Annotated in this window: 18 protein-coding genes and 1 tRNA gene; 9 read left to right on the top strand and 10 right to left on the bottom strand. The window is 72.0% G+C overall.

Annotated features, from left to right (window positions below; genetic code table 11):
* The first annotated feature begins 96 nt into the window (after positions 1-96).
* The gene (locus SVTN_RS16080) at positions 97-1,215 is read left to right on the top strand and encodes an ADP-ribosylglycohydrolase family protein (RefSeq protein ID WP_041129713.1); all 1,119 of its coding nucleotides are present in this window, start codon (positions 97-99) and stop codon (positions 1,213-1,215) included.
* Between the two features lie 9 nt (positions 1,216-1,224).
* On the opposite strand, the gene SVTN_RS16075 is transcribed toward SVTN_RS16080, so the two are convergent.
* Positions 1,225-2,007: an SDR family oxidoreductase gene (locus SVTN_RS16075; RefSeq protein ID WP_041129712.1), complete on the bottom strand. Its 783-nt coding sequence runs from the start codon at positions 2,005-2,007 to the stop codon at positions 1,225-1,227.
* 93 nt (positions 2,008-2,100) lie between these two features.
* On the opposite strand from SVTN_RS16075, the gene SVTN_RS16070 reads away from it, so the two are divergent.
* A complete protein-coding gene (locus tag SVTN_RS16070) occupies positions 2,101-2,934 on the top strand; it encodes a hypothetical protein (protein WP_041129711.1) in 834 nt (277 codons plus the stop codon).
* A 106-nt stretch (positions 2,935-3,040) separates the two neighbouring features.
* Here SVTN_RS16070 and SVTN_RS16065 read toward each other — a convergent pair whose 3' ends face one another.
* The 3 genes from SVTN_RS16065 to SVTN_RS16055 all read right to left on the bottom strand — a co-directional run bounded on the left by SVTN_RS16065 (position 3,041) and on the right by SVTN_RS16055 (position 5,239).
* Complete coding sequence (locus tag SVTN_RS16065; RefSeq protein WP_041133951.1) at positions 3,041-3,241, bottom strand: DUF397 domain-containing protein; 201 nt, start codon at positions 3,239-3,241, stop codon at positions 3,041-3,043.
* A 179-nt stretch (positions 3,242-3,420) separates the two neighbouring features.
* On the bottom strand, positions 3,421-4,281 hold the full coding sequence (locus SVTN_RS16060; protein ID WP_041129710.1) for a helix-turn-helix domain-containing protein: 861 nt from the start codon (positions 4,279-4,281) through the stop codon (positions 3,421-3,423).
* A 259-nt stretch (positions 4,282-4,540) separates the two neighbouring features.
* Positions 4,541-5,239, bottom strand: coding sequence for a GOLPH3/VPS74 family protein (locus SVTN_RS16055; RefSeq protein ID WP_041129709.1), 699 nt, complete (start codon positions 5,237-5,239; stop codon positions 4,541-4,543).
* Between the two features lie 162 nt (positions 5,240-5,401).
* Between SVTN_RS16055 and SVTN_RS16050 the strand changes: the two genes are divergently transcribed.
* Complete coding sequence (locus tag SVTN_RS16050; protein WP_425428979.1) at positions 5,402-7,810, top strand: D-alanyl-D-alanine carboxypeptidase family protein; 2,409 nt, start codon at positions 5,402-5,404, stop codon at positions 7,808-7,810.
* Between the two features lie 193 nt (positions 7,811-8,003).
* Positions 8,004-9,929: an MFS transporter gene (locus tag SVTN_RS16045; RefSeq protein ID WP_041129707.1), complete on the top strand. Its 1,926-nt coding sequence runs from the start codon at positions 8,004-8,006 to the stop codon at positions 9,927-9,929.
* A gap of 10 nt (positions 9,930-9,939) precedes the next feature.
* Here SVTN_RS16045 and SVTN_RS16040 read toward each other — a convergent pair whose 3' ends face one another.
* Together SVTN_RS16040 and SVTN_RS16035 are read right to left on the bottom strand one after the other, a co-directional pair.
* Positions 9,940-10,305, bottom strand: a complete 366-nt coding sequence (locus tag SVTN_RS16040) for a hypothetical protein (protein WP_041129706.1) — start codon at positions 10,303-10,305, stop codon at positions 9,940-9,942.
* A 166-nt stretch (positions 10,306-10,471) separates the two neighbouring features.
* A tRNA-Arg gene (locus tag SVTN_RS16035) sits at positions 10,472-10,544 on the bottom strand.
* A 375-nt stretch (positions 10,545-10,919) separates the two neighbouring features.
* Here SVTN_RS16035 and SVTN_RS16030 point away from each other — a divergent pair.
* Positions 10,920-12,539, top strand: a complete 1,620-nt coding sequence (locus SVTN_RS16030; protein ID WP_041129705.1) for a class I adenylate-forming enzyme family protein — start codon at positions 10,920-10,922, stop codon at positions 12,537-12,539.
* A gap of 22 nt (positions 12,540-12,561) precedes the next feature.
* Here the strand turns inward: SVTN_RS16030 and SVTN_RS16025 are convergent, their stop codons facing one another.
* A complete protein-coding gene (locus SVTN_RS16025) occupies positions 12,562-13,833 on the bottom strand; it encodes a M6 family metalloprotease domain-containing protein (protein ID WP_041129704.1) in 1,272 nt (423 codons plus the stop codon).
* A 261-nt stretch (positions 13,834-14,094) separates the two neighbouring features.
* On the opposite strand from SVTN_RS16025, the gene SVTN_RS16020 reads away from it, so the two are divergent.
* Together SVTN_RS16020 and SVTN_RS16015 are read left to right on the top strand one after the other, a co-directional pair.
* A complete protein-coding gene (locus tag SVTN_RS16020; protein ID WP_041129703.1) occupies positions 14,095-14,757 on the top strand; it encodes a TetR/AcrR family transcriptional regulator in 663 nt (220 codons plus the stop codon).
* 65 nt (positions 14,758-14,822) lie between these two features.
* The gene (locus tag SVTN_RS16015) at positions 14,823-16,358 is read left to right on the top strand and encodes an MFS transporter (protein WP_052499151.1); all 1,536 of its coding nucleotides are present in this window, start codon (positions 14,823-14,825) and stop codon (positions 16,356-16,358) included.
* Positions 16,359-16,463: 105 nt separating this feature from the next.
* Here SVTN_RS16015 and SVTN_RS16010 read toward each other — a convergent pair whose 3' ends face one another.
* The gene (locus SVTN_RS16010; protein WP_041129702.1) at positions 16,464-16,970 is read right to left on the bottom strand and encodes a MarR family winged helix-turn-helix transcriptional regulator; all 507 of its coding nucleotides are present in this window, start codon (positions 16,968-16,970) and stop codon (positions 16,464-16,466) included.
* Positions 16,971-17,061: 91 nt separating this feature from the next.
* On the opposite strand from SVTN_RS16010, the gene SVTN_RS16005 reads away from it, so the two are divergent.
* Positions 17,062-17,850: a dioxygenase family protein gene (locus SVTN_RS16005; protein ID WP_041133949.1), complete on the top strand. Its 789-nt coding sequence runs from the start codon at positions 17,062-17,064 to the stop codon at positions 17,848-17,850.
* 34 nt (positions 17,851-17,884) lie between these two features.
* Here SVTN_RS16005 and SVTN_RS16000 read toward each other — a convergent pair whose 3' ends face one another.
* The gene (locus tag SVTN_RS16000; protein ID WP_041129701.1) at positions 17,885-18,895 is read right to left on the bottom strand and encodes a questin oxidase family protein; all 1,011 of its coding nucleotides are present in this window, start codon (positions 18,893-18,895) and stop codon (positions 17,885-17,887) included.
* A gap of 464 nt (positions 18,896-19,359) precedes the next feature.
* On the opposite strand from SVTN_RS16000, the gene SVTN_RS15995 reads away from it, so the two are divergent.
* The gene (locus SVTN_RS15995) at positions 19,360-20,361 is read left to right on the top strand and encodes a sigma-70 family RNA polymerase sigma factor (RefSeq protein ID WP_041129700.1); all 1,002 of its coding nucleotides are present in this window, start codon (positions 19,360-19,362) and stop codon (positions 20,359-20,361) included.
* A 373-nt stretch (positions 20,362-20,734) separates the two neighbouring features.
* Here SVTN_RS15995 and SVTN_RS15990 read toward each other — a convergent pair whose 3' ends face one another.
* Positions 20,735-21,691 carry a helix-turn-helix transcriptional regulator gene (locus tag SVTN_RS15990; protein WP_041129699.1) on the bottom strand — a complete coding sequence of 319 codons (957 nt, stop codon included), beginning with the start codon at positions 21,689-21,691 and terminating at the stop codon, positions 20,735-20,737.
* Positions 21,692-21,736: the final 45 nt, after the last annotated feature.

Genomic DNA, 21,736 nt, shown 5'->3' with positions numbered 1-21,736 from the left:
TGAAGGGCGTCGGAACACATAACGTTCTGCGCCCCGAACGGGCGTACCCGGTCCATTACAGTGCTGCGCAGACCGGTCTACGGGGGAGGGCACATCGTGGCCACGACAGCCGCGGCCGTGTGGGGCCGCGCCGAACAGCAGGACTTCCGGGCCCGCGTACGGGGCTGTCTGCTCGGTGGGGCCCTCGGCGACGCCCTCGGGGCGGGGGCGGACGGCCGCACGCTCGTGGAACTGCGCGAGGCCCACGGACCTGACGGACTCACCGACCCCGTTCCCGCCTTCGGCCGCCGCGGCGCCGTCACCGCCGCGACCCAGATGGCCCTCTTCACCGTCGACGGCCTCATCCGCGCCCAGGTCCGCCGCGACACCGGCGCCTGGCACCCGCCCACCGACGTCCACCGGGCGCATCTGCGCTGGGCCGCCACCCAGCGCGACTGGGGACCCGACGAGCGCCGCAAGGACAACGGCTGGCTCGCCCGCGAGGAGTGGCTCTACGCCCGCCGCAACCCGCCCCGCGCCTGCCTCACCGGCCTCGGCGACGACCTCCTCGGCACCCTCGACAAGCCCAAGAACCCGGACGCCGCCGACTCCGGCGCCCTGGCCCGCTCGGCCCCCTTCGGGCTGCTCGTCGGCTGGGAGCCGCAGCTCGTCTGCCAGCTCGCCGTGGAGTGCGCCGCGCAGACGCACGGCGCCCCGGCCGCAGGACTCGCGGCGGGCGCCCTCGCGGTCACCGTCCACGGCCTCGCGCGCGGCGGCTCCGTCGAGGCGGCGGTGGCCCGCGCCCTGGAGCAGCTCGCGGTGCGCCCCGGCCACGAGCCGGTCACCGAGGCACTGGGCCGCGCCCTCGGAGCCGTACGGGAGGGGGTGCCGGACGCGGACCGGGTGACGGCCCTCGGGGCGGGGGACGACCGGGCCGAGGGGCAGCTGGCGGCGGCCGTCTACTGCGCCCTGGTCGGCGAGGACGTACGGCACGGGCTGCGGCTCGCCGTGAACCACGACGGGCCCTCGGCGGTGACGGGCGCGCTCACCGGCGCGCTGCTCGGCGCCCTGCACGGCGAGACGGCCCTCCCGCCGGCCTGGCTGGCCGAGTTGGAGGGCCGCGCGACGGTCCTGGAGCTCGCGGACGACTTCTCGATGGAGATGACCCAGGGCGCCGCCCTGCACACCCCCGCGGAGTCCTCGCCGGGCTGGCTGGCGCGCTACCCGAGGGGATGAGCCGAGCGCTCAGCGCATCAGCTCCCCGGCGTTGACGAGCAGCGACTGCCCCGTGATCGCCCGCGCCCGGTCCGAGGCGAGGAAGGCCGCCGCCTCCGCCACGTCCCCGTCCGTCGCGAGTTCCGGCAGTGCCATCCGCTCGGTGAGCCGGGCCAGCACCTCAGCCTCCGGCAGCCCCTCGGTGTGCGCGGCGAACTGGACGTACGCCTGGACCGGCGGTCCCCACATCCAGCCCGGCAGCACGGTGTTGACCCGGATCCGGTGCGGCCCCAGCTCGTGCGCGAGCGAGTACATCGCCGAGGTCAGCGCCCCCTTCGAGGCCGCGTACGCCGCCTGCCGCACCTGCGAGGGCGCGGCGATCGCCGACTGCGTCCCGATCAGGACGACGGAACCGCCCCGCTCCTTGAGGGCCGGCAGACAGGCCCGGGTCATCCGCAGGGTCCCGAGCAGGTTGACGTCGAGCACCCCCTGCCAGGTCGCGAAGTCCGCGTCCTCAAGACCCCCGAAGTAGGAGTCCCAGGCGGCCACGTGCACCACCGCGTCGATCCCGCCGAACCGCTCCACGGCGAGCGCGGCCAGCGCCTCGCACTGCTCCTCGTCGGTGATGTCCGTGACCCGGTACGCGGTACGGCGCCCCTCCGGGTCGATCTCGGCCGCGGACTTGGCGAGGTTGGCCCCGGTGCGCGCGCCGAGCACCGCGTGGCCCCCGTCCCGCACCACCGTCTCCGCGATCCGGTGCCCGAGCCCGGCGCCGACCCCCGACACGACGACCGTCTTCCCCTGGAGCAGCATTCGGACCCTCCTCGACCCTGGTCAAGCATCTGACGGTCCGTCAGAGTAGGTGGCTGTCACCGACAAGGGAAGACATGCGGAAGGGGTACGGGAGTGAGCGAGGAGACCCGCAGCGAGACGTACGCGGAGCTGGCCGCCGTCGGGCCGTACGGCGTGCGTCCCGGCCACGCGCTGATCACCATGGTGGAACCGCATCCGGGCCACGAGCACGCGTACAACCGCTGGTACGAGGACGACCACTACTACGCGGGCGCCATGGCCATGCCCTGGATGTACGCCGGCCGGCGCTGGGTCGCCACCCGCGAGCTCCAGGAGCTCCGCGTCCCCGAGAAGTCCGCCGTCGCCCGGCCGGTCACCGCCGGCTGCTACCTGTCCACGTACTGGATCACCGAGGGCCGCTACGACGACCACATGAAGTGGACCGTCGGCATCAACAAGCGCCTCAACCGGGACTCCCGGGTCCACCACGAGCGGACCCACGTCTTCACCTCGTTCCAGGACCACGAGGCGACCGTCTACCGCGACGGGGCCACCGGCCCGCGCGACTTCCACGCCCTCGACCACCCCTACGCCGGCCTGATCCTCCAGGTGATCGACGCGGAGGGCCCGGAGGAGCGGGCGGAACTGCTCGACCGCCTCCGCACCCGGGAACTGCCCCGCCGCCTCGCCGGCTCACCGGCGGCGATGGTGACGGTCTTCCGGCCGACCCCGCTGCCCGGCGACCGCATGACGTACGTGAAGCAGGTCGAGGGCGTCGACACCCGGCTGACCCTGCTGTGGTTCCTCGAGGAGGACCCCCGCGCGTGCTGGACGGAGCACTTCGCGGACCTGGAGTCCCTGGGGGACGGGGGAGGCCGGGTGGAGCTCGTGGCTCCGTTCATCCCGACGGTCCCGGGGACGGACCGCTACGTGGATGAGCTGCGGTAGGCCCGTCCGGTTCCCGGGGGCAAAGGCCGAGCCCCCTCGGCCAGGACGGCGGACCGGTCGAGAGGGCTCATTCGTACTGCTGGTGACGGCGTGCGCGCACCGGGGCTCAGAGGGCCCCGTTGCTCACCTCGCCGACGAAGGCGTTCCACGATCCCGGACCGAAAGAGAGGGACGGGCCCTCGGGCGCCTTGGAGTCACGCACCGCGATCGCGGCCACGACCGGGGACTTCACTTCGACGCAGGCCCCGTTCCCACCCGAGTACGAGGACTTCGTCCAGGTGTCCGTACCGCCCTGAATAATCGCCATGCTGCTCACTCCGGTTCTGCCGAGTAGTGTGTCGCGCCAACGTTCTTGATGGCGTGATCGACGCTACTCGCCGGTCCCGTCCGACGGGACCGGCGTTCACACGTCCGAGTGGCATATTCCAGCTGTGCTTCCGTGGGAACGATCGCCCGGTGTACCGTGCCTCACCCGCGCCGGGGCGATCATCCCTGGGCGTGCTTCTTCGCCATTTTCGCGATGAACTCCCGCGTCTGGTCGACGTTCAGCGCCTGCGCCCTGAGGTGCTCGTACATCACGGAGTACTTGCCGACGTCCTGCGCCTTCTCCAGGTACAGATCGCTCGTCACGCCCTCGATGTACACGACGCTGGAGTCCGAGGTGTCCGGGAACTCCAGGATCGAGTACTGTCCGCTGATCCCCGGGTGCGCGCCCATCTCGAACGGGATCACCTGCACGGTGACGTGCGGCAGGTGCGACTGCTCGATCAGGTGCTCCAGCTGGTCGACCATCAGCTGCCTGCTGCCCACGATCCGGTGCAGCGCGCCCTCGTCGATCACCGCCCACAGGCGCAGCGGACGCTCCTCGTCCCGGATCCGCTCCTGACGGCGGGTCCGCACCGTGACCCGCTTCTCGATCTCCGCGGGCGTCGACTCCGGCATCGCCCCGGAGATCACGGCCTCCGCGTACGCGGGGGTCTGGAGCAGTCCGGGGATGATCTGCGACTCGTACATCCGCAGGCTCTCCGCGTCCGTCTCCAGACCGATGTAGACGCTGTACGGGATGTCGCCGAAGGCGTGCCACCAGCCCTGCTGGCGCGAGTCCTTGGCCATCTGCATGAGGGAGTCGACCATGCGCTCGTCGTCGACCTCGTACACGCCGCACAGGTCCCGGACGTCACGCTGGCTGATGGAGCGACGGCCGTTCTCCAGCCGGCTGATCTTGGACTGGGAGACGAGGAGACGCTCGGCGACCTGCTCGGCCGTCATGTTCTTCGCCTCGCGGAGCTTGCGCAGCTCCTGGCCCAATCGGCGTCGCCTGACGGTGGGGTTGACGTTGGACGCCACGGAAACTGCACCTCCGGCTGTCTGCTGCGTAGCTGTGAGTATCTACCGCTTGGCAGACTGCCACCAATGACCGGGTGCGCGCTGGGAAACCAGGACAACGCACATGTGCGGGGCGGCCGTCCAGACCGCCCCGCACACCTGTGCGGCTCCCGGGATGGTTCCAGGGGTACTCGGTGGTACTCGGTGCTGCTGGGTGGTTCTTGGTGCCGGGTTCGTGGTGCTCGGTGCTCGGTGCTCGATGCCGCTCGTCGCGCGAGCGTCAGTGCACGGCCGCGCGGGCCATGCTGCCGCGAGGCTGCGCCGGGACGCCCGCGGCGCTCCGGCGCGGCTGCGCCGCCGCACCGTTCTGGACGTCCATCACGGCGTGCGCCACGAGTCCGCCCATGGGGTCGTGCCGGATCAGGTCGCGCAGCCGGGACCGCGACGACCGTCCTTCGTTGCCGGGGTACAGGTGCTTGCCGAGACCGACCGCGTGGGCCAGCGCGGCGAGCGCCGCGGTCCGCGGGTCCGGCGGTACGCCGGTGCGGATCGCACTGTCCAGCCGGGCACGAATCTCCCGACTGATCGCCGTGTCCGTCGCCTGGTAGCGAGTCGTCGGCAACACCCCGCACATCTGGCCCTCCACGGCATGCACCATGCCGCATCGCTCCAGATGCGAGAGATACGTCTGACGGAGCCCCAGCCGGGGCCCGCCGATCCAGTGGACGGCCCGAACCGGGCTGCCGCGCCTGCGCAGCAGTTCCAGTGCGGAGTCCAGTGTCGGATCTCCGGTCGGCCGTGGCATCACCACGGCGATACGATCCCCGTCAGGGGCTATCCGGCCTGCCAGAGCCAGCTCCACTAGCTGTGCTCCGGCCAGACCGAGGTCGAGCGACTGCGGCTGCGCTGTGGTACCCGTGGTCGGGTCCAGAGCGAGCAACAGAAGCTCTTCCGGAATAGTTCTGCGGCTCCTGCCCATCCATGCCTCCCCGCGTGGATGAATGACAGGGTGACCCCTCTCACATTCATCTGTCGAGAGCGCCTGGGTGGTTCATCCGGGAACCGGCAGGTATGTCGTTCTCGTCTAGCACGGGAGCCAAGGGGTTCACACAGGACACTGGTAGACGGTTCGGACGTACGTATGACGCATGGAGGAGGCACGGTGGCGGGCGAGTCCCCCGACAAGGCGGAGCAGCAGGGGTCGTCTCAGGAGACGGCGGCCTCGGGCGGCGGCGGCCGGGATCCTCGGCTTTCCGTGCTCCGTGAGTCAGACGCCGCGTCGTCCTCGGCGGTTCAGGTGGACCAGCCGACGGCCGTGTTCAAGACCCTGGCCCCGCGCACGCCGGAGGACGACGAGCCGGCGGCGGTCGAGCCGGCGTCGGATCCGGAGCCGAAGTCGGAGCCGAAGTCGGCGTCGGAGTCGGAGCCGGAGGGCGACCGTCTGAAGACGGCTGTGGCGGCGTGGGTCGCGACGGCGGAGGAGCCCGAGGAGTCGACCGAGGAGCCCGAGGGCGAGGACGAGCCGGAGGCCGACGGCGAGCCCGAGGACGAGACCGAGGCGGACGACTCCGAGGTCGAGGACGAGCCGCAGGACGACGAGCCGGGTGACGGGCCCGAGGACGCGGACGGCGAGTCTGACGACGAGTCCGACGGCGAGCCGACCGAGGAGTCGGCCGAGGAGTCGGCCGAGGAGCCGACCGAAGAGCCCGAGGAGCCCGTCGAGGACAAGGCGCCCTCCGCGTCCTGGTTCGCCGCGCGGAAGCCCGCCGCCGGTGAGGAGCCGGCGGAGCCCGAGGCGACCTCGGACTCCGCCGAGGACGAGGAGTCGGACGAGGAATCGGACGGGGAGTCGGGCGAGGAATCGGACGGGGAGTCGGGCGAGGGGCCGGACAAGGAGCCCGTCGACCAGCCGACGACCATGTTCAAGATGGTCCGGCCGCCCGTCGTGGACCAGCCGACGACCGCCCTGAAGCTCCCGTCGTCTCTGACCGCGGACTCCGACAGCGAGCGCACCAGCGTCTTCCGCGCGCTGCGTCCCGACATCCCCGCCGAGCAGAAGGCCGAGAAGGCCGAGAAGGCCGAGAAGGCGGCACAGGAGGCCGCCAAGGCCTCCGCCGCCCCGACGGAGGCCCCCAAGGCGCCCAAGGCCCCCGAGGCCCCCAAGGCGCCCGAGCCCAAGGCGGCGGCCGCGCCTGCGCCCGCCCCCGTACCGTCGCGATCGGCGCTCTCCGAGCCGGAGCGGACCCGGCAGCAGCCGTTGCCGCCGCTGCCGCCGCTCGACCTGCTCGCGGAGCTGACGAACACCCCGCCCCCGCCGCCGAGCGCCCTGCGGACGACCCTGAGACGGGTGCGGATCTGGACCCCGCTGGTCCTGCTCCTCCTGATCGTCTTTGCGATCGTGCAGATGGTCCGCCCGCTGCCCGCGCCCGCCCTCACGCTGTCGGCCGCGCCGACGTTCACCTTCGAGGGCGGTCGGCTGAACATGCCGTGGCCGGGCGAGGGCCAGGGCGCCGTCGAGGTCGAGGGCGTCGGTTCCATGGGCACGTACGGGGCGCAGAAGCCGGCCCCGATCGCGTCCGTGACCAAGACGATGACCGCGTACCTGATCCTCCGCGACCACCCGATCAAGGGGAAGCAGCAGGGGCCCGAGATCACGATCGACAAGAAGGCCGCCGACCAGGCGAAGCACGACTCGGAGTCGACGGCGCCGGTCCAGGAGGGCCAGACCTACACGGAGAAGGAGCTCCTGGAGCTCCTGATGATCCCCTCCGCGAACAACGTGGCCCGGCTGCTCGCGCGCTGGGACGCCGGTTCGGAGGCCGCGTTCGTCGAGAAGATGAACGCCGCCGCGAAGGACCTGGGCATGACCCAGTCCACGTACACGGACCCGTCCGGCCTGCTCGACAGCACCATGTCGACCCCGCAGGACCAGCTGAAGCTGGCGAAGGCGGTCATGCAGTACGACGTGTTCCGCGAGATCGTGAACATGCCGAACGTGACGGTGGACGGCATCCCCGGCCGGATCGAGAACAACAACAACATCCTGCTCCACCCGGGTGTGAGCGGCATCAAGACCGGCTCCTCCACCCCGGCCGGCGGCAACCTGCTCTGGGCGGCGAACACCGTCGTCGACGGCCAGAACCGCCGCATCCTCGGCATCGTCATGGGGGCGAAGGACGCCAAGCTGCTCATCGACAAGCTGCAGCTGGCCATCGACAACAGCCTCAAGCTGATCCAGCAGGCCCAGAAGGACGTCACCTCGGCGGCCGTGGTCAAGAAGGGCCAGGTCCTGGGCTACGTGGACGACGGCCTGGGCGGCCACACCCCGGTGGTCGCGACCAAGGAGCTCAAGGCGGTCGGCTGGCCGGGCCTCGAGGTGAAGCTGGAGCTCACGGACGGCGGCAAGGCCGTCCCGCACGCGGGCAAGGCGGGCGACGTCGTCGGTCAGGTGTCGATCGGTACGGGCGCCGGCAAGGTCAGCTCCCCGGTCGCCCTCCAGACGGACCTGGTGGAGCCAGGCTTCGACAAGAAGCTCACCCGAGTGGGCTGACGGCCCGGTCCGGGTATCCGGCCGATCGCCTTGGCGTTGGCGACGGGAGGCCACCCGCAACAGCCGGGAGCCCCGGTTCTCCGGGGTTCCCGGCTGTTAGCGTTCCCGGGGGACGAGAAGCACACGTGACCTACGCATGTGACCCACGCATGGCCACGAGAGAAGCGAGACGGCAGTACGGGAGAGGGCCGCAGTGACCACCGCCGAGCCGACACGCGCCGACCGCGCGGACTCCGACCCCGACGTCTACCGTGATGGCCATGACGCTCGTGACCCCCGGGACACCGCCCGCGACTCGCACGCCGATACCGGACCCGCTTCGCTCCCGCGAATAGTGCTCCCGACCCAGCGGCCCGCCCCGGCCACCGTCCTTGCGCCGTCCCCGTCGGCCCCCGCCCCCGCCCCGCGGCGCAAGCGCCGCTACACGGTCATGGTGGCCACCGGGCTGGCCGCCCTCACCCACGTCCTGTGGTTCTTCTTCTTCGCGAACAGCGGCGGGGACCTGGCCGCGCAGGACGCGTGGGCCGAGTTCGTCGGACGGCACCCGGACTCCGCGTACAACCTGGCCTGGTACGGCGGGATGCACCCGGTCTCGTACAGCGTGGTCTCGCCGTACCTGATGTCGGTGCTCGGCGTCCGCAGCACGATGATGGTCGCCGGGACGCTGTCGGCGGCGCTGACCGCGCTGATCCTGGTGCGGGTGCGGGCGGTCCGCAACCCGATGGTCTGCTCGATCGCGGCCGTCTTCGCGTTCCTGTGCAACGCGCTCTCGGGCCGGGTGACCTTCGGCCTGGGCATGATGTTCGCGCTCGGCGCGGTCGCCGCCGTCTTCTGCTGGCCGCACCGCTGGCGCTTCAAACGCTGGGCGAAGGCGGCGGTCGCGGCCCCGCTGGCGGGCCTGGCGACGGCGTGCAGCCCGGTCGCGGGCCTGTTCCTCGGCATCGCGGCGGCGGCGCTGTTCCTGAACAAACGGCGCCCCGGCGCATACGCCCTGGGTCTGGCCCCGGTCGCGGTGGTGGCCCTCTCCTCCTGGCTGTTCCCGTTCTCGGGCACGCAGCCGATGGCCTTCGGCTCGATGTTCCTGCCCCTCCTCTTCGGGATACTGACCTTCGTCCTCGTCCCGAAGGACTGGCGAACGGTCCGCACGGCCGCGGCGGTCTACTCGATCGGCACGCTCCTGACCTGGCTGATCGACTCCCAGATCGGCTCGAACATCTCCCGGCTGCCGATGCTCTTCGCGGGTGTCGTGCTGCTCGCGGCCCTGCCGTACACGGCGCCGCGCTCACGCCGCTGGTACGCGCTGCTGCTCGCCGTGGCCGGGCTGAACCTGTGGATCGGCTTCAAGGGCGTCGACGACGTCATCCGCACCGCCCCGGACGCCTCCTGGGCGCGTGAGCTGGCCCCCCTGGTGAACCAGCTCCAGGTACGGGACGCGGGCAAGGCGCGGGTCGAGGTCGTGCCGGCGTCCAGCCACCGCGAGTCCTCCGCGCTCAGCCCGTACATCAACCTGGCGCGCGGCTGGAACCGGCAGGCGGACATGGAGCGCAACCCGCTCTTCTACGACGACACGCTCAACGCGGCCAACTACGAGGACTGGCTCGACCGCTGGGCCGTCCACTACGTCGTCCTGCCCACCGGCGCCCCCGACTCGGGCGCCGAGCAGGAGGCGGAGCTGGTCCGCGAGGGCCTGCCGTACCTGAACCAGGTCTGGTCGGACGAGAACTGGCGGCTGTACGAGGTCGAGAACCCGACCCCGCTCGCGGATCCGCCGGCCGAGGTGCAGAGCGCGGAGGAGAACGAGGTCGTGATCCGGGTCGACCGGCCCGGCCGGGTCCTCATCCGCGTCCCGTACTCGCCGTGGCTCGCCCTCATGGACGAGCACGGCGGCAAGATCGAACCGCCGCAGGAGACGGAGGCGTCGAAACTGGCCCGCGAGGCCTCGGACACGGACCTCCCGAAGGTCTTCGCCAACGAGAAGGGCTGCCTCTTCAAGGCCGAGGCGGACCCGGAGGGCGACGAGTGGACGGAACTGGTCGCCCCGAAGTCGGGCGTCTACCGCCTGGGCGCCCCGTACAAGCTCTCGCGCGGCACGCCCTGCCCGGACGAACTACGGCGCTAGGCGCTGGGCGCTAGGCCAGATCCGTCAGCTCGTCCGCGTACACCTGGGACAGCGGCTGCGGCCCCACGTACTGCTGACAATTGCAGGCACCGGCCTCGTAACGAACCGGCTTCTTGTTCTCGTCCCAGGCCGTCGGCACCTCGACCCGCTCATGGCACCGACCCTGCTTGTCGTGCTTGGCGAGATGATGCGTGCACCCGCACACGGGCTCGGGCGTCTTGTGCGAGGCCTCGAGCGCGAGCCGTTCCTGCTTGGCCGCCTCGAGGACCTCCATCTTCCGCTCGTGCCGATGCCGCAGCGCGGTACGGACGTTGTCGGCGGCCCACGCGAAGCCGCCGCTCCAGAACAGGATGAGCACCCACCAGAACCAGTCCACCGTTCCCCCTCGTTGTCCCCCGTGACGTGAAGGCCAGGATAGGACCGGCGGGCCGCCGTCAGAGAGGGGGCGCGGCCATCGGAATCAGGAGCAGCGCCACGGCCGACGCCGCACACCCGAACGCCGAAGGGCACCCGCCGAGACCGGCAGGTGCCCTTCGAGCCAGTGCCCCCGGCAGGATTCGAACCTGCGACACCCGCTTTAGGAGAGCGGTGCTCTATCCCCTGAGCTACGAAGGCAGGGGCTTGGAGGCCAAGCCCGCTGGTCAGGTGTGGTGGGGAACCCGTTGAGCGGCATTGCTGCCCGACAGGAGCCGCGCCAACGGCTGACCAGGGAACAGGGTAGCGGATGGGCGTCCGGGTGGGGTCTTGGATAGTGGGTGTTGAGTGGTGCGGTCGGGCTGAGGGGGTGCTGACCTGCGGATTCTCCAGGGCGGTCGGGTCCGTGGTGGCCGGCAGTCGCAGTCGCAGTCGCACAGGAGACCGGAAGTGTTTCGGGTGGCCGCTCATGGACGTTTCCGCATCTGGACGCCGCGGCCTTCCGTCGCCCGGCGGTCGGTGTGGTTGACCGGCTTCGGGGGTGCGCATAGCGTCGCCGGGGCTGAGGAGGATGGTGTGGTGACTGGTGGGGTCGAGCGGCTCGGCGCGCCCGGGGCGCCCTTCGCCGTCGAGGGCGGGGTGTACGTCGGCGGGCCGCGGACCCTGCGGGAGTTCGTCGAGGTGACCTGGGGGTACGGGGACCGGGTGTTCCTCGTGGCCGAGGGCGTCACGATGACCTATCGGGAGTTCTTCGACGCCGCCTGCGGGCTCGCGCGCCGGTTCGTCGGGGAGTACGGGCTGCGGCCGGGGGACCGGGCCGTCGTGGCCATGCGGAACCTGCCCGAGTGGCACGTCGCCTTCTGGGCCGCGCAGCTCGCCGGGCTCGTCGCCGTGCCGCTCAACGCCTGGTGGACCGAGGACGAGTTCGCGTACGCCCTCGACGACTGCGCGCCCGGTGTGCTGCTCGTCGACGGTGAGCGGGTCCCGCGCGTGCGGGCCTGGGCCGCGCGGAGCGGAGTGCCCGGGATCGTGTTCCGCGGCCGGGCCGAGGAGGGGTTCGTCGCGTACGTCCCCGACGACGACCCCCTGCTCGGGCCGCCCCCCGTCGACGTCCTGCCCGAGCACGACGCCACCATCATCTATACGTCCGGGACCACCGGGCGGCCCAAGGGCGCCGTCGCCACGCACCTCGCGCAGGCCGGGGCCGCCATGAACCCGCGGTACTTCGCCGCCGCCGCGGCCCTCGCGCGCGGGGACGTGCCCGGGACCGGGCCGGCGATGGTCTCCCTGACCACGTTCCCGTTCTTCCACGTCGCCGCGTTCACGTCCTTCTACGCCGTCATGGCCGCCGGCGGGACCCTCGTGATGATGCGGAAGTGGGATGCGGGGCGGGCCCTCGAGCTCATTCGCGAGCACGGCGTCACCCACTACGCCGGGGTTCCCACCACCGCCCTTCAGCTGCTCGACCTCGCCCGGAGGACGGGGGACGGGCTGGAGAGCCTCACCCTGCTCAGTACCGGGGGCGCCGCCGCCCCGCCCGGGATCGTCGCGGGGATCGTCGACGGGTACGGGGAGCGGATCGAGCCCCGGAACGGGTACGGGCTGACCGAGACCTGTGGGGGCGTTCTGTCCAATGTCGGGGCCGAGTACCGGGCCCATCCCGGGAGTGTCGGGCGGCCCTCGCCCGTCACCGAGGTGCGGATCGACCGGCCCGACGCGGACGGGGTGGGGGAGCTGTGGCTGCGGGGGCAGTCCCTGATCCGGGGGTACTGGGGGAACGAGGAGGCGACCCGGGCCGCCTTCACCGGCGACGGGTGGTTCCGGACCGGTGACCTCGCCCGCGTCGACGGCGACGGGCGGGTCAGTGTCGTCGACCGGCTCACCGACATGGTGATCCGCGGCGGCGAGAACGTGTACTGCGTCGAGGTCGAGGGCGTGTTGCAGCAGCATCCGGACGTCCTCGACGCCGCTGTGGTCGGGGTGCCGCATCCGCTGCTCGGGGAGGAGGTCGTGGCCGTCGTGCGGCTGCGGGACGGGGCCGACCCCGACGTCGAGCGGCTGCGCGCGCACGTCGGTGCGCGCCTCGCCGCCTTCAAGGTGCCCGCCCGGGTCCTCGTACGGGAGGAGGAGCTGCCCCGGAATCCGACCGGGAAGCTTCTCAAGCGGCAGCTCAGGGGGCTGGTCGGCGGCGGGTGACCGGTTAGCGGTGGGTGTTCGGTCAGCGGCGGGTGATTCGTACCCGGTACGTTCCCGTCCCGTCCTCGTCCAGGACGTCGATCCGTATGCCGTTCGCGCGGTCCGTGAACGTCTCGCCGGGGCCGTACGGGGCGTCCGACAGCTCGGCGTGGACGTTGGCCCTGCGCGTACAGCCGCCGCTGGCCCGGTGGCTGTCGGAGACCGTCACCGGGCCGTGGCCGGTGTCCACGTCGGACTCCACCCGGTAGACGAGGACGCCCTGTTCGCAGACGGCCTCGTCGTTGCCGTCCTTGCTGCGGACCTCGACCGCGTATCCGGAGGTGCCGGAGAGCGGGACGAAGACGAGCTTGGGGCCGCCGGGGATCGCGAGCGGGGTGAGGCTGTAGTCGCCGGTGCCGGGGGCGGAGGCGCAGCCGACCTGGTCGTTGTCGAGCCAGCCCAGCTTCCACTTGTGCCAGCCGAGGAGGTCGTTGTTGGCGCCCCAGTCCTCGGACATGATGTCCCAGTGCCCGACGGTGCCGCCGCCGTCCGAGGTGTAGAGGTCGGGCAGGCCGAAGACGTGGCCGTTCTCGTGCGGCAGGACGCGGTAGCCGGTCTCGGCGAAGCTGCCGGAGCCGTCGTCCTGGCGGCTGTAGACGAAGGACGTGTTGGCGAGGGGCACGCCGTCGGCGTAGGGGGCGTCGTCGTTGCCGGAGAAGGTCACGGACAGGACGGTGTCGAGGGCGGAGGGCCCGGCGTTCGGCGTGACGAGGATGTTGACCAGGTCGTACGTGCTGAAGTCCACGCGCGCGTCGGCGGCCTTCACGATGTCCTCGACGAGGGCGCGGTAGCCCGGTTCGTACGGTGAGCCGCGCTCGATGCCGTACGAGGAGAAGGCCCGGGGCATCCGCAGCCAGTCGGGTATCGGTGCCTCGGCCTGGTAGTGCAGGCGCCCGTACGAGCTGGTGCGGAACCAGTCGGCGGTCTGCGGGAAGAACTCGCGGAAGCGGCTCATCGCCGTGCCGTCCCCGGGCGCGTCCGGGAAGTCGATCATCAGGTTGAGGGCCCTGACGAGGCCCGTGGAGCGTACGTATCCCGGCGCCGTGGGCAGCCCCTCCGACATCTGCACGCCCATCGTGGTGGAGATGCGGCACGGCCCCAGCTGGGCGCCGGTCGGCGCGGAGGCCACGGGGCCCGCCGAGGCCGGGGCGGGCCCGGGGAGGGTGCTGCTCGCCGAGACGAGCAGGGCGAGGGAGAGCGCCGTGGTCGCCGCCAGGGCGAGGGGTCTGCGTATCCGTCGGCGGGGGTGCTGCATACGTCGCCTCTCCGGTGGGGGCAGGTCGGCGCAGCGACCCCTTCCGCGGGTCCGCGCTGTGCGATCAGCCTGTGACGGGTGGTCCGGGTGCGCGCGTCGGGTGGCCCGATCGTGGGATTCCCCGGAAGCGGCATCTTGTGACGCAGGTCACATGGAGGCGGGGAAATAACCGGGGACCTGGTCCCCGTTTATGACTGTGTTCAGCGAAGTGGGGACTCTTTCCCCGGATGAGTCCATCGACGACTGTGAGGAGGCCGTGGCGTGACCAGCACCGCCGACACCGCGCCCGCCCGCCGCGTACCCCGCCCGCGGGCCGACGCCCTGCGCAACCGCGAGCGGATCGTGACGGCCGCGCGCGAGATGTTCGTCGAGTTCGGGTCCCAGGTGCCCTACGACGAGGTCGCGCGCCGGGCCGGCGTCGGGAACGCCACGCTCTACCGGAACTTCCCCGAGCGCGCCGACCTCGTCCACGAGGTCGTCCTCTCGCTCATGGCCCGCGTCGCCGAGATCGCCGAGCGGGCCGCCGAGGAGGAGGACGACACCTTCGCCGCCCTCCGCCGCTTCACCCACGGCGCCGCCGACGAGCGCGTCGGCGCCCTCTGTCCGATGCTCGACGGCGCCTTCGACAAGGACCACCCCGACCTGGTCGCCGAGCGCGCCCGCCTGGAGGAGGTCGTCCAGGGCCTCGTCGAGCGGGCGCAGGCGGCCGGCCGGCTCCGCACCGACGTCGGCGTCGGCGACCTGATGGTGGCGATCTCCCAGCTGACCCGCCCGCTGCCCGGATCGGGCTGCGGGGCCTTCGACCAGTTCGTCCACCGCCATCTGCAGCTCTTCCTCGACGGCCTGGAGACGCCCGCCCGCTCCGAACTGCCCGGGAAGGCCGCGACCCTGGAGGACCTGAGACGCGACTCCTGCTCGTCGTGACCTGACCCGCACCCCGCTACTTACGCCCTTTTTTCACCAGTACGCGCCAAGAGGTGGCTACCCCCATGCCGAAAATCCCCGAGAAGCCCGCGATCCAGGCCGACCCCGGCCGCTGGAAAGCCCTCGTCTTCATCGCCCTCGCCCAGCTGATGGTCGTGCTCGACGCGACGATCGTGAACATCGCCCTGCCCTGGGCCCAGAAGGACCTCGGGATCTCGGACGGCAACCGGCAGTGGGTCATCACCGCCTACGCCCTCGCCTTCGGCGGTCTGCTCCTCTTCGGCGGACGCATCGCCGACCTGTGGGGCCGCAAGCGGACCTTCATCACCGGCCTGATCGGCTTCGCCGCCGCCTCCGCCCTCGGCGGGGCCGCGACCGGCGAGGCCATGATGCTCGGCGCCCGCGCGCTCCAGGGCGCCTTCGGCGCACTCCTCGCGCCCGCCGCGCTCTCGCTGCTCGCCGTGACCTTCACCGACGTCAAGGAGCGCGCGAAGGCCTTCGGCATCTACGGCGCGATCGCCGGTGGCGGCGGCGCCGTGGGCCTGATCCTCGGCGGCTTCCTCACCGAGTACCTGAACTGGCGCTGGACCTTCTTCGTCAACATCCCGTTCGCGATCGTCGCCGCCGTCGGCGCGTACCTCGTCGTCCGTGAGCCCGAGGGCGGCCGCAACCGCTCGCCGCTCGACATCCCCGGCGTCATCCTCTCCACCCTCGGCCTGGTCTCGCTCGTCTACGGCTTCACGCGCGTCGAGTCCACCAGCTGGAGCGACCCGGGCGTGATCGGCCTCTTCGTCGCCTCCGGCGTGCTGCTGCTCGCCTTCGTGCTCACCGAGTCGCGGGTCAAGCACCCGCTGCTGCCGCTGCGCGTCGTGGCCGACCGCAACCGCGGCGGTGTCTACCTGTCGCTCGGTCTCGCCGTCATCGCGATGTTCGGCCTGTTCCTCTTCCTGACGTACTACCTCCAGGTCGTGAAGGGGTTCTCGCCGGTCAAGACGGGCTTCGCGTTCCTGCCGATGATCGTCGGCATGATCACGGGCTCGACCCAGATCGGCGCCCGCCTGATGACCCGCGTCCCGCCGCGGTTCCTGATGGCCCCGGGCTTCCTGACCGCCGGCGTCGGCATGCTGCTCCTCACCCAGCTGGAGATCGGCACCTCGTACGCCGGGCTGATCCTGCCCGCGCAGCTGCTCCTCGGCCTGGGCATGGGTACGGCGTTCATGCCGGCCATGTCGCTCGCGACGCTCGGCGTGGACCCGCGGGACGCCGGTGTGGCCTCCGCGATGGTCAACACCTCGCAGCAGGTCGGCGGCGCCATCGGTACGGCCCTGCTGAACACGATCGCCGCCTCGGCGACCGCCGCCTACGTGGCCGACCACGTCGCCGGCGCGACCACCCCGGCCGCGCAGAAGCTGCTCCAGTTCCAGAGCATGGTCGAGGGGTACACCACGGCCATCTGGTGGGCCGTCGGCATCCTGGCCCTCTCGGCCACGATCGCCTTCGTGTTCATCAACACCGGGAAGCCGGGGACCGGGCCGGTCGCCGGGTCCGGCACGGGCGCGGACGCGGAGGACGAGGTGAAGGTGCCGGTCGTCGCCCACTGATCCCGCCGGTACGCGTACGAACGGGCCTGCCCCGGTTCGAACGGGCCTGCCCCGGTTCCGCCTCGCAGCGGCACCGGGGCAGGCCCGTTCATGCGTTCCGTCTGCTCAGCGGAGCCAGGGCAGGTCCGCGTCCGCGTCCGTGGGTTCGAGGCCCTCGGCCATCACGCGCATGATCACGCCGAGCTGCTCCACCTGTTCGGGGGAGAGCCGGTCGAACATGGCCTGGCGGACCGCCGCCACATGGCCGGGCGCGTTCCGCCGGAGGACCTCCATGCCCTCGTCCGTCAGCTGGGCGAACTGGCCGCGCTTGTCGGAGGGGCAGTCCTCGCGCCGCACCCAGCCGTTCTTCTCCAGGCGGGCGATCGCGTGGGAGAGCCGGGAGCGGGTGATCTTGGCGCTCCGGGCCAGCTCGGTCATCCGCAGCCGGCGGCGGGGGGCCTGGGAGAGCTGGACGAGGAGCCCGTAGTAGACGTGCGGCATCCCGGCGTCGCGCTGCAACTGGCGGTCGAGGTGGTCCTCCAGGAGTGTGGTGGCGTGCAGGTACGCGCGCCAGACGTGCTGCTCCTCGGCGGTCAGCCAGCGGGGTTCGGTCATGTCTCCCATGGTTCCCATCGTACGACTCATTCTTGAAAGTTGAACAATCTACGTCTAGGGTGGGCCGAGTAATAGCTTGAAGTTTCAAGGACTGCGGAAGGTGGTCGCCATGGACGCCACGATCGAACGGATGCCGGCCCTCTACCTGTCCCACGGTGCCCCGCCGCTCGCCGACGACCCGGTCTGGCCCGGCGAGCTCGCCGCCTGGTCCGCCGGCCTGCCGCGCCCCAAGGCGATCCTCATGGTCTCCGCCCACTGGGAGGAGGCCCCGCTCGCGCTCGGCGCCACCGAGACCGTCCCCCTCGTCTACGACTTCTGGGGCTTCCCCGAGCACTACTACCGCGTCCAGTACGCCGCCCCCGGCGCCCCGCGGCTCGCCGAGGCCGTCCGCAAGCTGCTCCACGGGCCCGGCACCCCCGTGCAGGACATCCCGGACCGGGGCCTCGACCACGGCGCGTACGTACCGCTCGTCGAGATGTTCCCCGACGCCGACATCCCCGTACTCCAGATCTCCATGCCCACCCTCGACCCGCGCCGGCTCATGGACATCGGCCGCAAGCTCGCCCCGCTGCGCGACGAGGGCGTCCTGATCGTCGGCAGCGGCTTCTTCACCCACAACCTCGCCGCCCTCCGCCACACCGGGCCCGGCGTCCCCGGCTGGTCCGCCGAGTTCGACGCCTGGGGGAACGAGGCGCTCGCCGCGCACGACGTCGACGCCCTCCTGGACTTCGAGCACAAGTCGCCCGCCGGCCGCCTCGCCCACCCCCGCACCGAGCACTTCGCCCCGCTCTTCGTCGCCATGGGCGCGGCGGACGCGGCCGGCGACCTCGACGCGGAGCGGTCGGTGATCGACGGCTTCTGGATGGGCCTCGCGAAGCGCTCCGTCCAGTTCGGCTGACCAGTTCGGCTGACCTCTTTATCGGTACGCCGGTCTATCGGTACGCCGGCGGGTTGAGCTCGATCGAGCGGACGGCGGCGGCGAGGGCGAGCGGGTCGCCCACGTCGAGCGCCGTGTCCGTGAACTTGATCGTGTGGTCGTCGCCGTGCGCGGCCGCCCGCTCGAAGAGCTCCTCCGGGCCGAGCCCGGTCTCGGCGTACGGGGCGGCCTCGCGCGGCGTGTAGGCCGCCGTCACCGCGGCCGCCGCCGCCCAGGCGGCAGCCGTGCTCGGCGCCCACAGCGCGCGGGGGAGGGCGGGCAGGGTCCGCAGGACCGCGTTCGGCGCGGTCGCCGCGTGCACCAGCATGATCGGCTCGCCGTGGCCGTGGGAGGCGTACCGGTGCGTCGCCGCCGTCACGAGCTCGGTGAGCAGCGCCTTCGCCGCATCGGGGTCCGAGGCCTCGCCCCACACCGGGAACGCCGTCAGCTGCGCGAGCCGCGCCCGGATCCCACCGTCCTGCTCCGGAACCGGCGGTACGGCGTCGAGCGCGGCCGCAGCCGTCGGTGCCACGGCCAGCGGGGTGAGCGGCGGCAGCGGCTGGTGGCGGGCCGCCCAGTAGCCGAGGGCGTGCGCCAGCTCGGCGCGGCGCGGCGCCGTCTCCTCCGTCGTGAGCAGGGTCCGTACGGCGTGACCGGTGCGGATCACCGGATGCGTCGCCCCGCCCGCGATGCCGGGAAGCAGCCGGGGCCACCACTCGGCGAGGACGTCCCGCCAGGGGCGGTCGCCGAGCTCGCGCGCGAAGTAACGGGTCCAGTCGGTGATCCGGGCCGGGTCGCCGAGCGCCTCCCGCCAGGTGCCGGCGGTGACCGGGGTGTGCGGGGCGGGCGCGTCCTCCAGCTTGTGCGCGTACTGGTCGAGCCAACGGTGGACGGCCGGGGCCTGCCCGTGGCGGACCAGGGCTTCGACGGCCATGGGGGCGTGGTTGGTGAGCCAGCCGTTGCGCTCGGGTCCCGTGGTGTGGAGACGTTCGAGGGCCTCGTCGAGGGTGCCGGTGGTGTCGGTCATGGGGTGACGCTAGGGCGGGGGAGTGGCGGCGCGGAACGGGCTGGGGACCTAGGCCGCAGGGCGGAGGCGGCCGGGGGCGACGCGGAGGTGATCGTGGGAGCACCGCGGAGGTGGTCGCGGAGGCGACGCGGAGGTGACCGTGGGGGCGCCGCGGAGGTGATCGTGGAGGCAACCGTGGATCACGTCACGGCGTCTGAAGGGATGGCGCCGCATGTGATCGCGGTCTCACCGACGACGTGGTCGTGTGCTCCCGCGAGGGGCGCCGTTTCACCCTCCGTGCCGGTCTGACCTGCACCTCCGTGGGTGCCCGCGGCATGCCCGCGGGGGCGGCGGCCGCGCAGGATACTGCATGATCGCGAAAATCCATGCGCCGGGTGGGAATTCTGTCCTGATTCCAGTCGTTGTTTCCGTCGGATGCAGGGCACCCGGAAGGGTGTCGCGACCTACTCAGCAAGGGAGCACGCATGGCAACCCGTGCCGTCGCCCGTCGTCAGACCTCCGCCGAGAGCGGAGCCGCACGGGCAAGCAGCGTTCGCGCCGTGGGCGGGGAGATCGCCGACCGCGACCTGGTCGGCATGTACCTCGACGAGATCGCGCGCACGCCCCTGCTCGACGCCGCCAAGGAGGTCGAGCTCTCCCAGACGATCGAGGCGGGCGTCTACGCCCAGCAGATACTCGACGGAGAGGTGGAGAGCGAGGCGGGCGGTGCGACCCGTGAGGAGCTCGAGGCGCTGGTCGCCGAGGGCGAGCGTGCCAAGGACCTCTTCATCAAGTCCAACCTGCGGCTCGTGGTGGCCGTCGCCCGGCGCTACCCGCGCAGCGGGCTGCCGCTGCTCGACCTGATCCAGGAGGGGAACGCGGGCCTGGTGCGTGCGGTCGAGAAGTTCGACTACGCGAAGGGCTTCAAGTTCTCCACGTACGCCACGTGGTGGATCCGGCAGGCCATCACCCGGTCCATCGCCGACCAGTCCCGGACCATCCGGCTCCCCGTCCACCTGGTGGAGGAGCTCGGCCGGATCCGGCGGGTGCAGCGCGAGTTCAACCGGGAGAACGGCCGGGAGCCCGAGCCCGCCGAGATCGCCGCCGAACTCGGCTCGACGCCCGAGCGCGTCACCGACGTCCTGGACTGGGCGCGGGACCCGGTCTCGCTGAACATGTCGGTGGACGACGAGGGCGAGACCCAGTTCGGCGACCTCCTGGAGGACACCTCGGCGGTCTCCCCCGAGCAGTCCGTCCTCACCCTCCTGCGCAGCGAGGAGCTCGACGACCTCATCGGCCAGCTCGACCACCGGACGGCGTCGATCATCCGCATGCGGTACGGGATCGAGGACGGCCGCGAGCGGACGCTGACGGAGGTCGGCAAGGAGCACGGGCTGACGCGCGAGCGGATCCGGCAGATCGAGAAGCACGCGCTCCTGGAACTGAAGAAGATGGCCCACAACACGGGCTTCGACGCGGTGGCCTAGGGCGGCCGGCGGGCCCGCGCCTGGCTGGGCGTCGCGCTTGCCCCGCGCCCGCGTGGTGCCCGCACCCGGCTGGGCGTCACCCCACGCCCGTGTGGGGCCCGCACCCGCTGCCGTGTGGGCCCGCACCTGCTGCCGTGTGGGCAATCGTCCCGCAGGGCGGGACGGGTGGGCACACGGGACGGCGCCCCCGGCCGGGCCTAGGCTTCCGCGCCTTGACCCGCACCACAAGGGTGCCGCGCGCGCCGGGTGCGGGTCCAGGCCCGGAAGCCTCTGGCGCCGGCAAGGGCGCGGGTCCGTTGTGCCCACCCGTTCCGCCCCAGCGGAACGATTGCCCACAACGGGGGCGGCGGGACGCAGGCCCACAACGGGGGTGTCAGGGCGTTGCGTTTGCCAGGCGCGTCGACAGGTCCCGCACGTACGTGATCAGGGACTCCGGTCCGTGGACCGTGAAGTCGACGTCCATGAGGGCGAGGCGGAGGGCCAGCCACTCCACCGAGTCCGCCACCCGCGCCCGCAGCCGGCAGCGGTTCGGGCCCTCCGCGACCGGGACCAGGTGGGACGGGAGGCGCGCCACGACGAACTCGGTCGGTGCCGCGAACGACACGTCCAGGTCGACCTCGCCCTGGGCCCGGGCCATCGAGCGCGCCATGTACGTCGCCGCGTCCCCCGACGGCAGCTCGCGCGGAGCGAACCGCGCGCCCGTCGCGAAGGGCTCGCTCACCCGGTCCACCCGGAACGTCCGCCAGTCCTCCCGCCCCAGGTCGTACGCGACGAGGTACCAGCGCCGCCCGGTCGACACCAGCCGGTACGGCTCCACGAGCCGTTTCGTCTCCGCCCCGTCCCCGGCCCGGTAGCCGAACCGCAGCCGCTCGTGCCCGGTCACCGCGCCCGCGAGCGCGGTCAAGGTGCCGGGGGTGACGGTGGCGCCGTCGCCCCGGGTCAGCGGGATCGTCGCGTTCTGGAGGACGGAGACCCGGTGCCGGAGCCGCGACGGCAGCACCTGCTCCAGCTTCGCCAGGGCCCGTACGGACGCCTCCTCGATGCCCTCGATGGCGTGCCCGGCCCCGGCGCGCAGGCCGACGGCGATCGCGACGGCCTCCTCGTCGTCGAGGAGCAGCGGCGGCATGGCCGTACCGGCGACGAGGCGGTAGCCGCCGACCGCGCCCATGGTCGCCTCGACGGGGTAGCCGAGGTCGCGGAGCCGGTCGATGTCCCGGCGGATGGTGCGCGGGGACACCGAGAGCCGTTCGGCGAGTTCGCTTCCGGGCCACTCGCGCGGGGTCTGGAGGAGCGAGAGCAGATTCAGGAGTCGTGCCGGAGTGTCCGTCATGCATTCCAGAATGCGCCTCATCTAGGACATGAACTGACCTACATT

The organism is Streptomyces vietnamensis, assembly GCF_000830005.1.
In the GTDB taxonomy this organism is placed as follows: Bacteria; Actinomycetota; Actinomycetes; order Streptomycetales; family Streptomycetaceae; genus Streptomyces; species Streptomyces vietnamensis.
The sequence above is the reverse complement of the archived record's forward strand: the minus strand, read 5'-3'. Positions and strand labels throughout refer to the sequence as shown.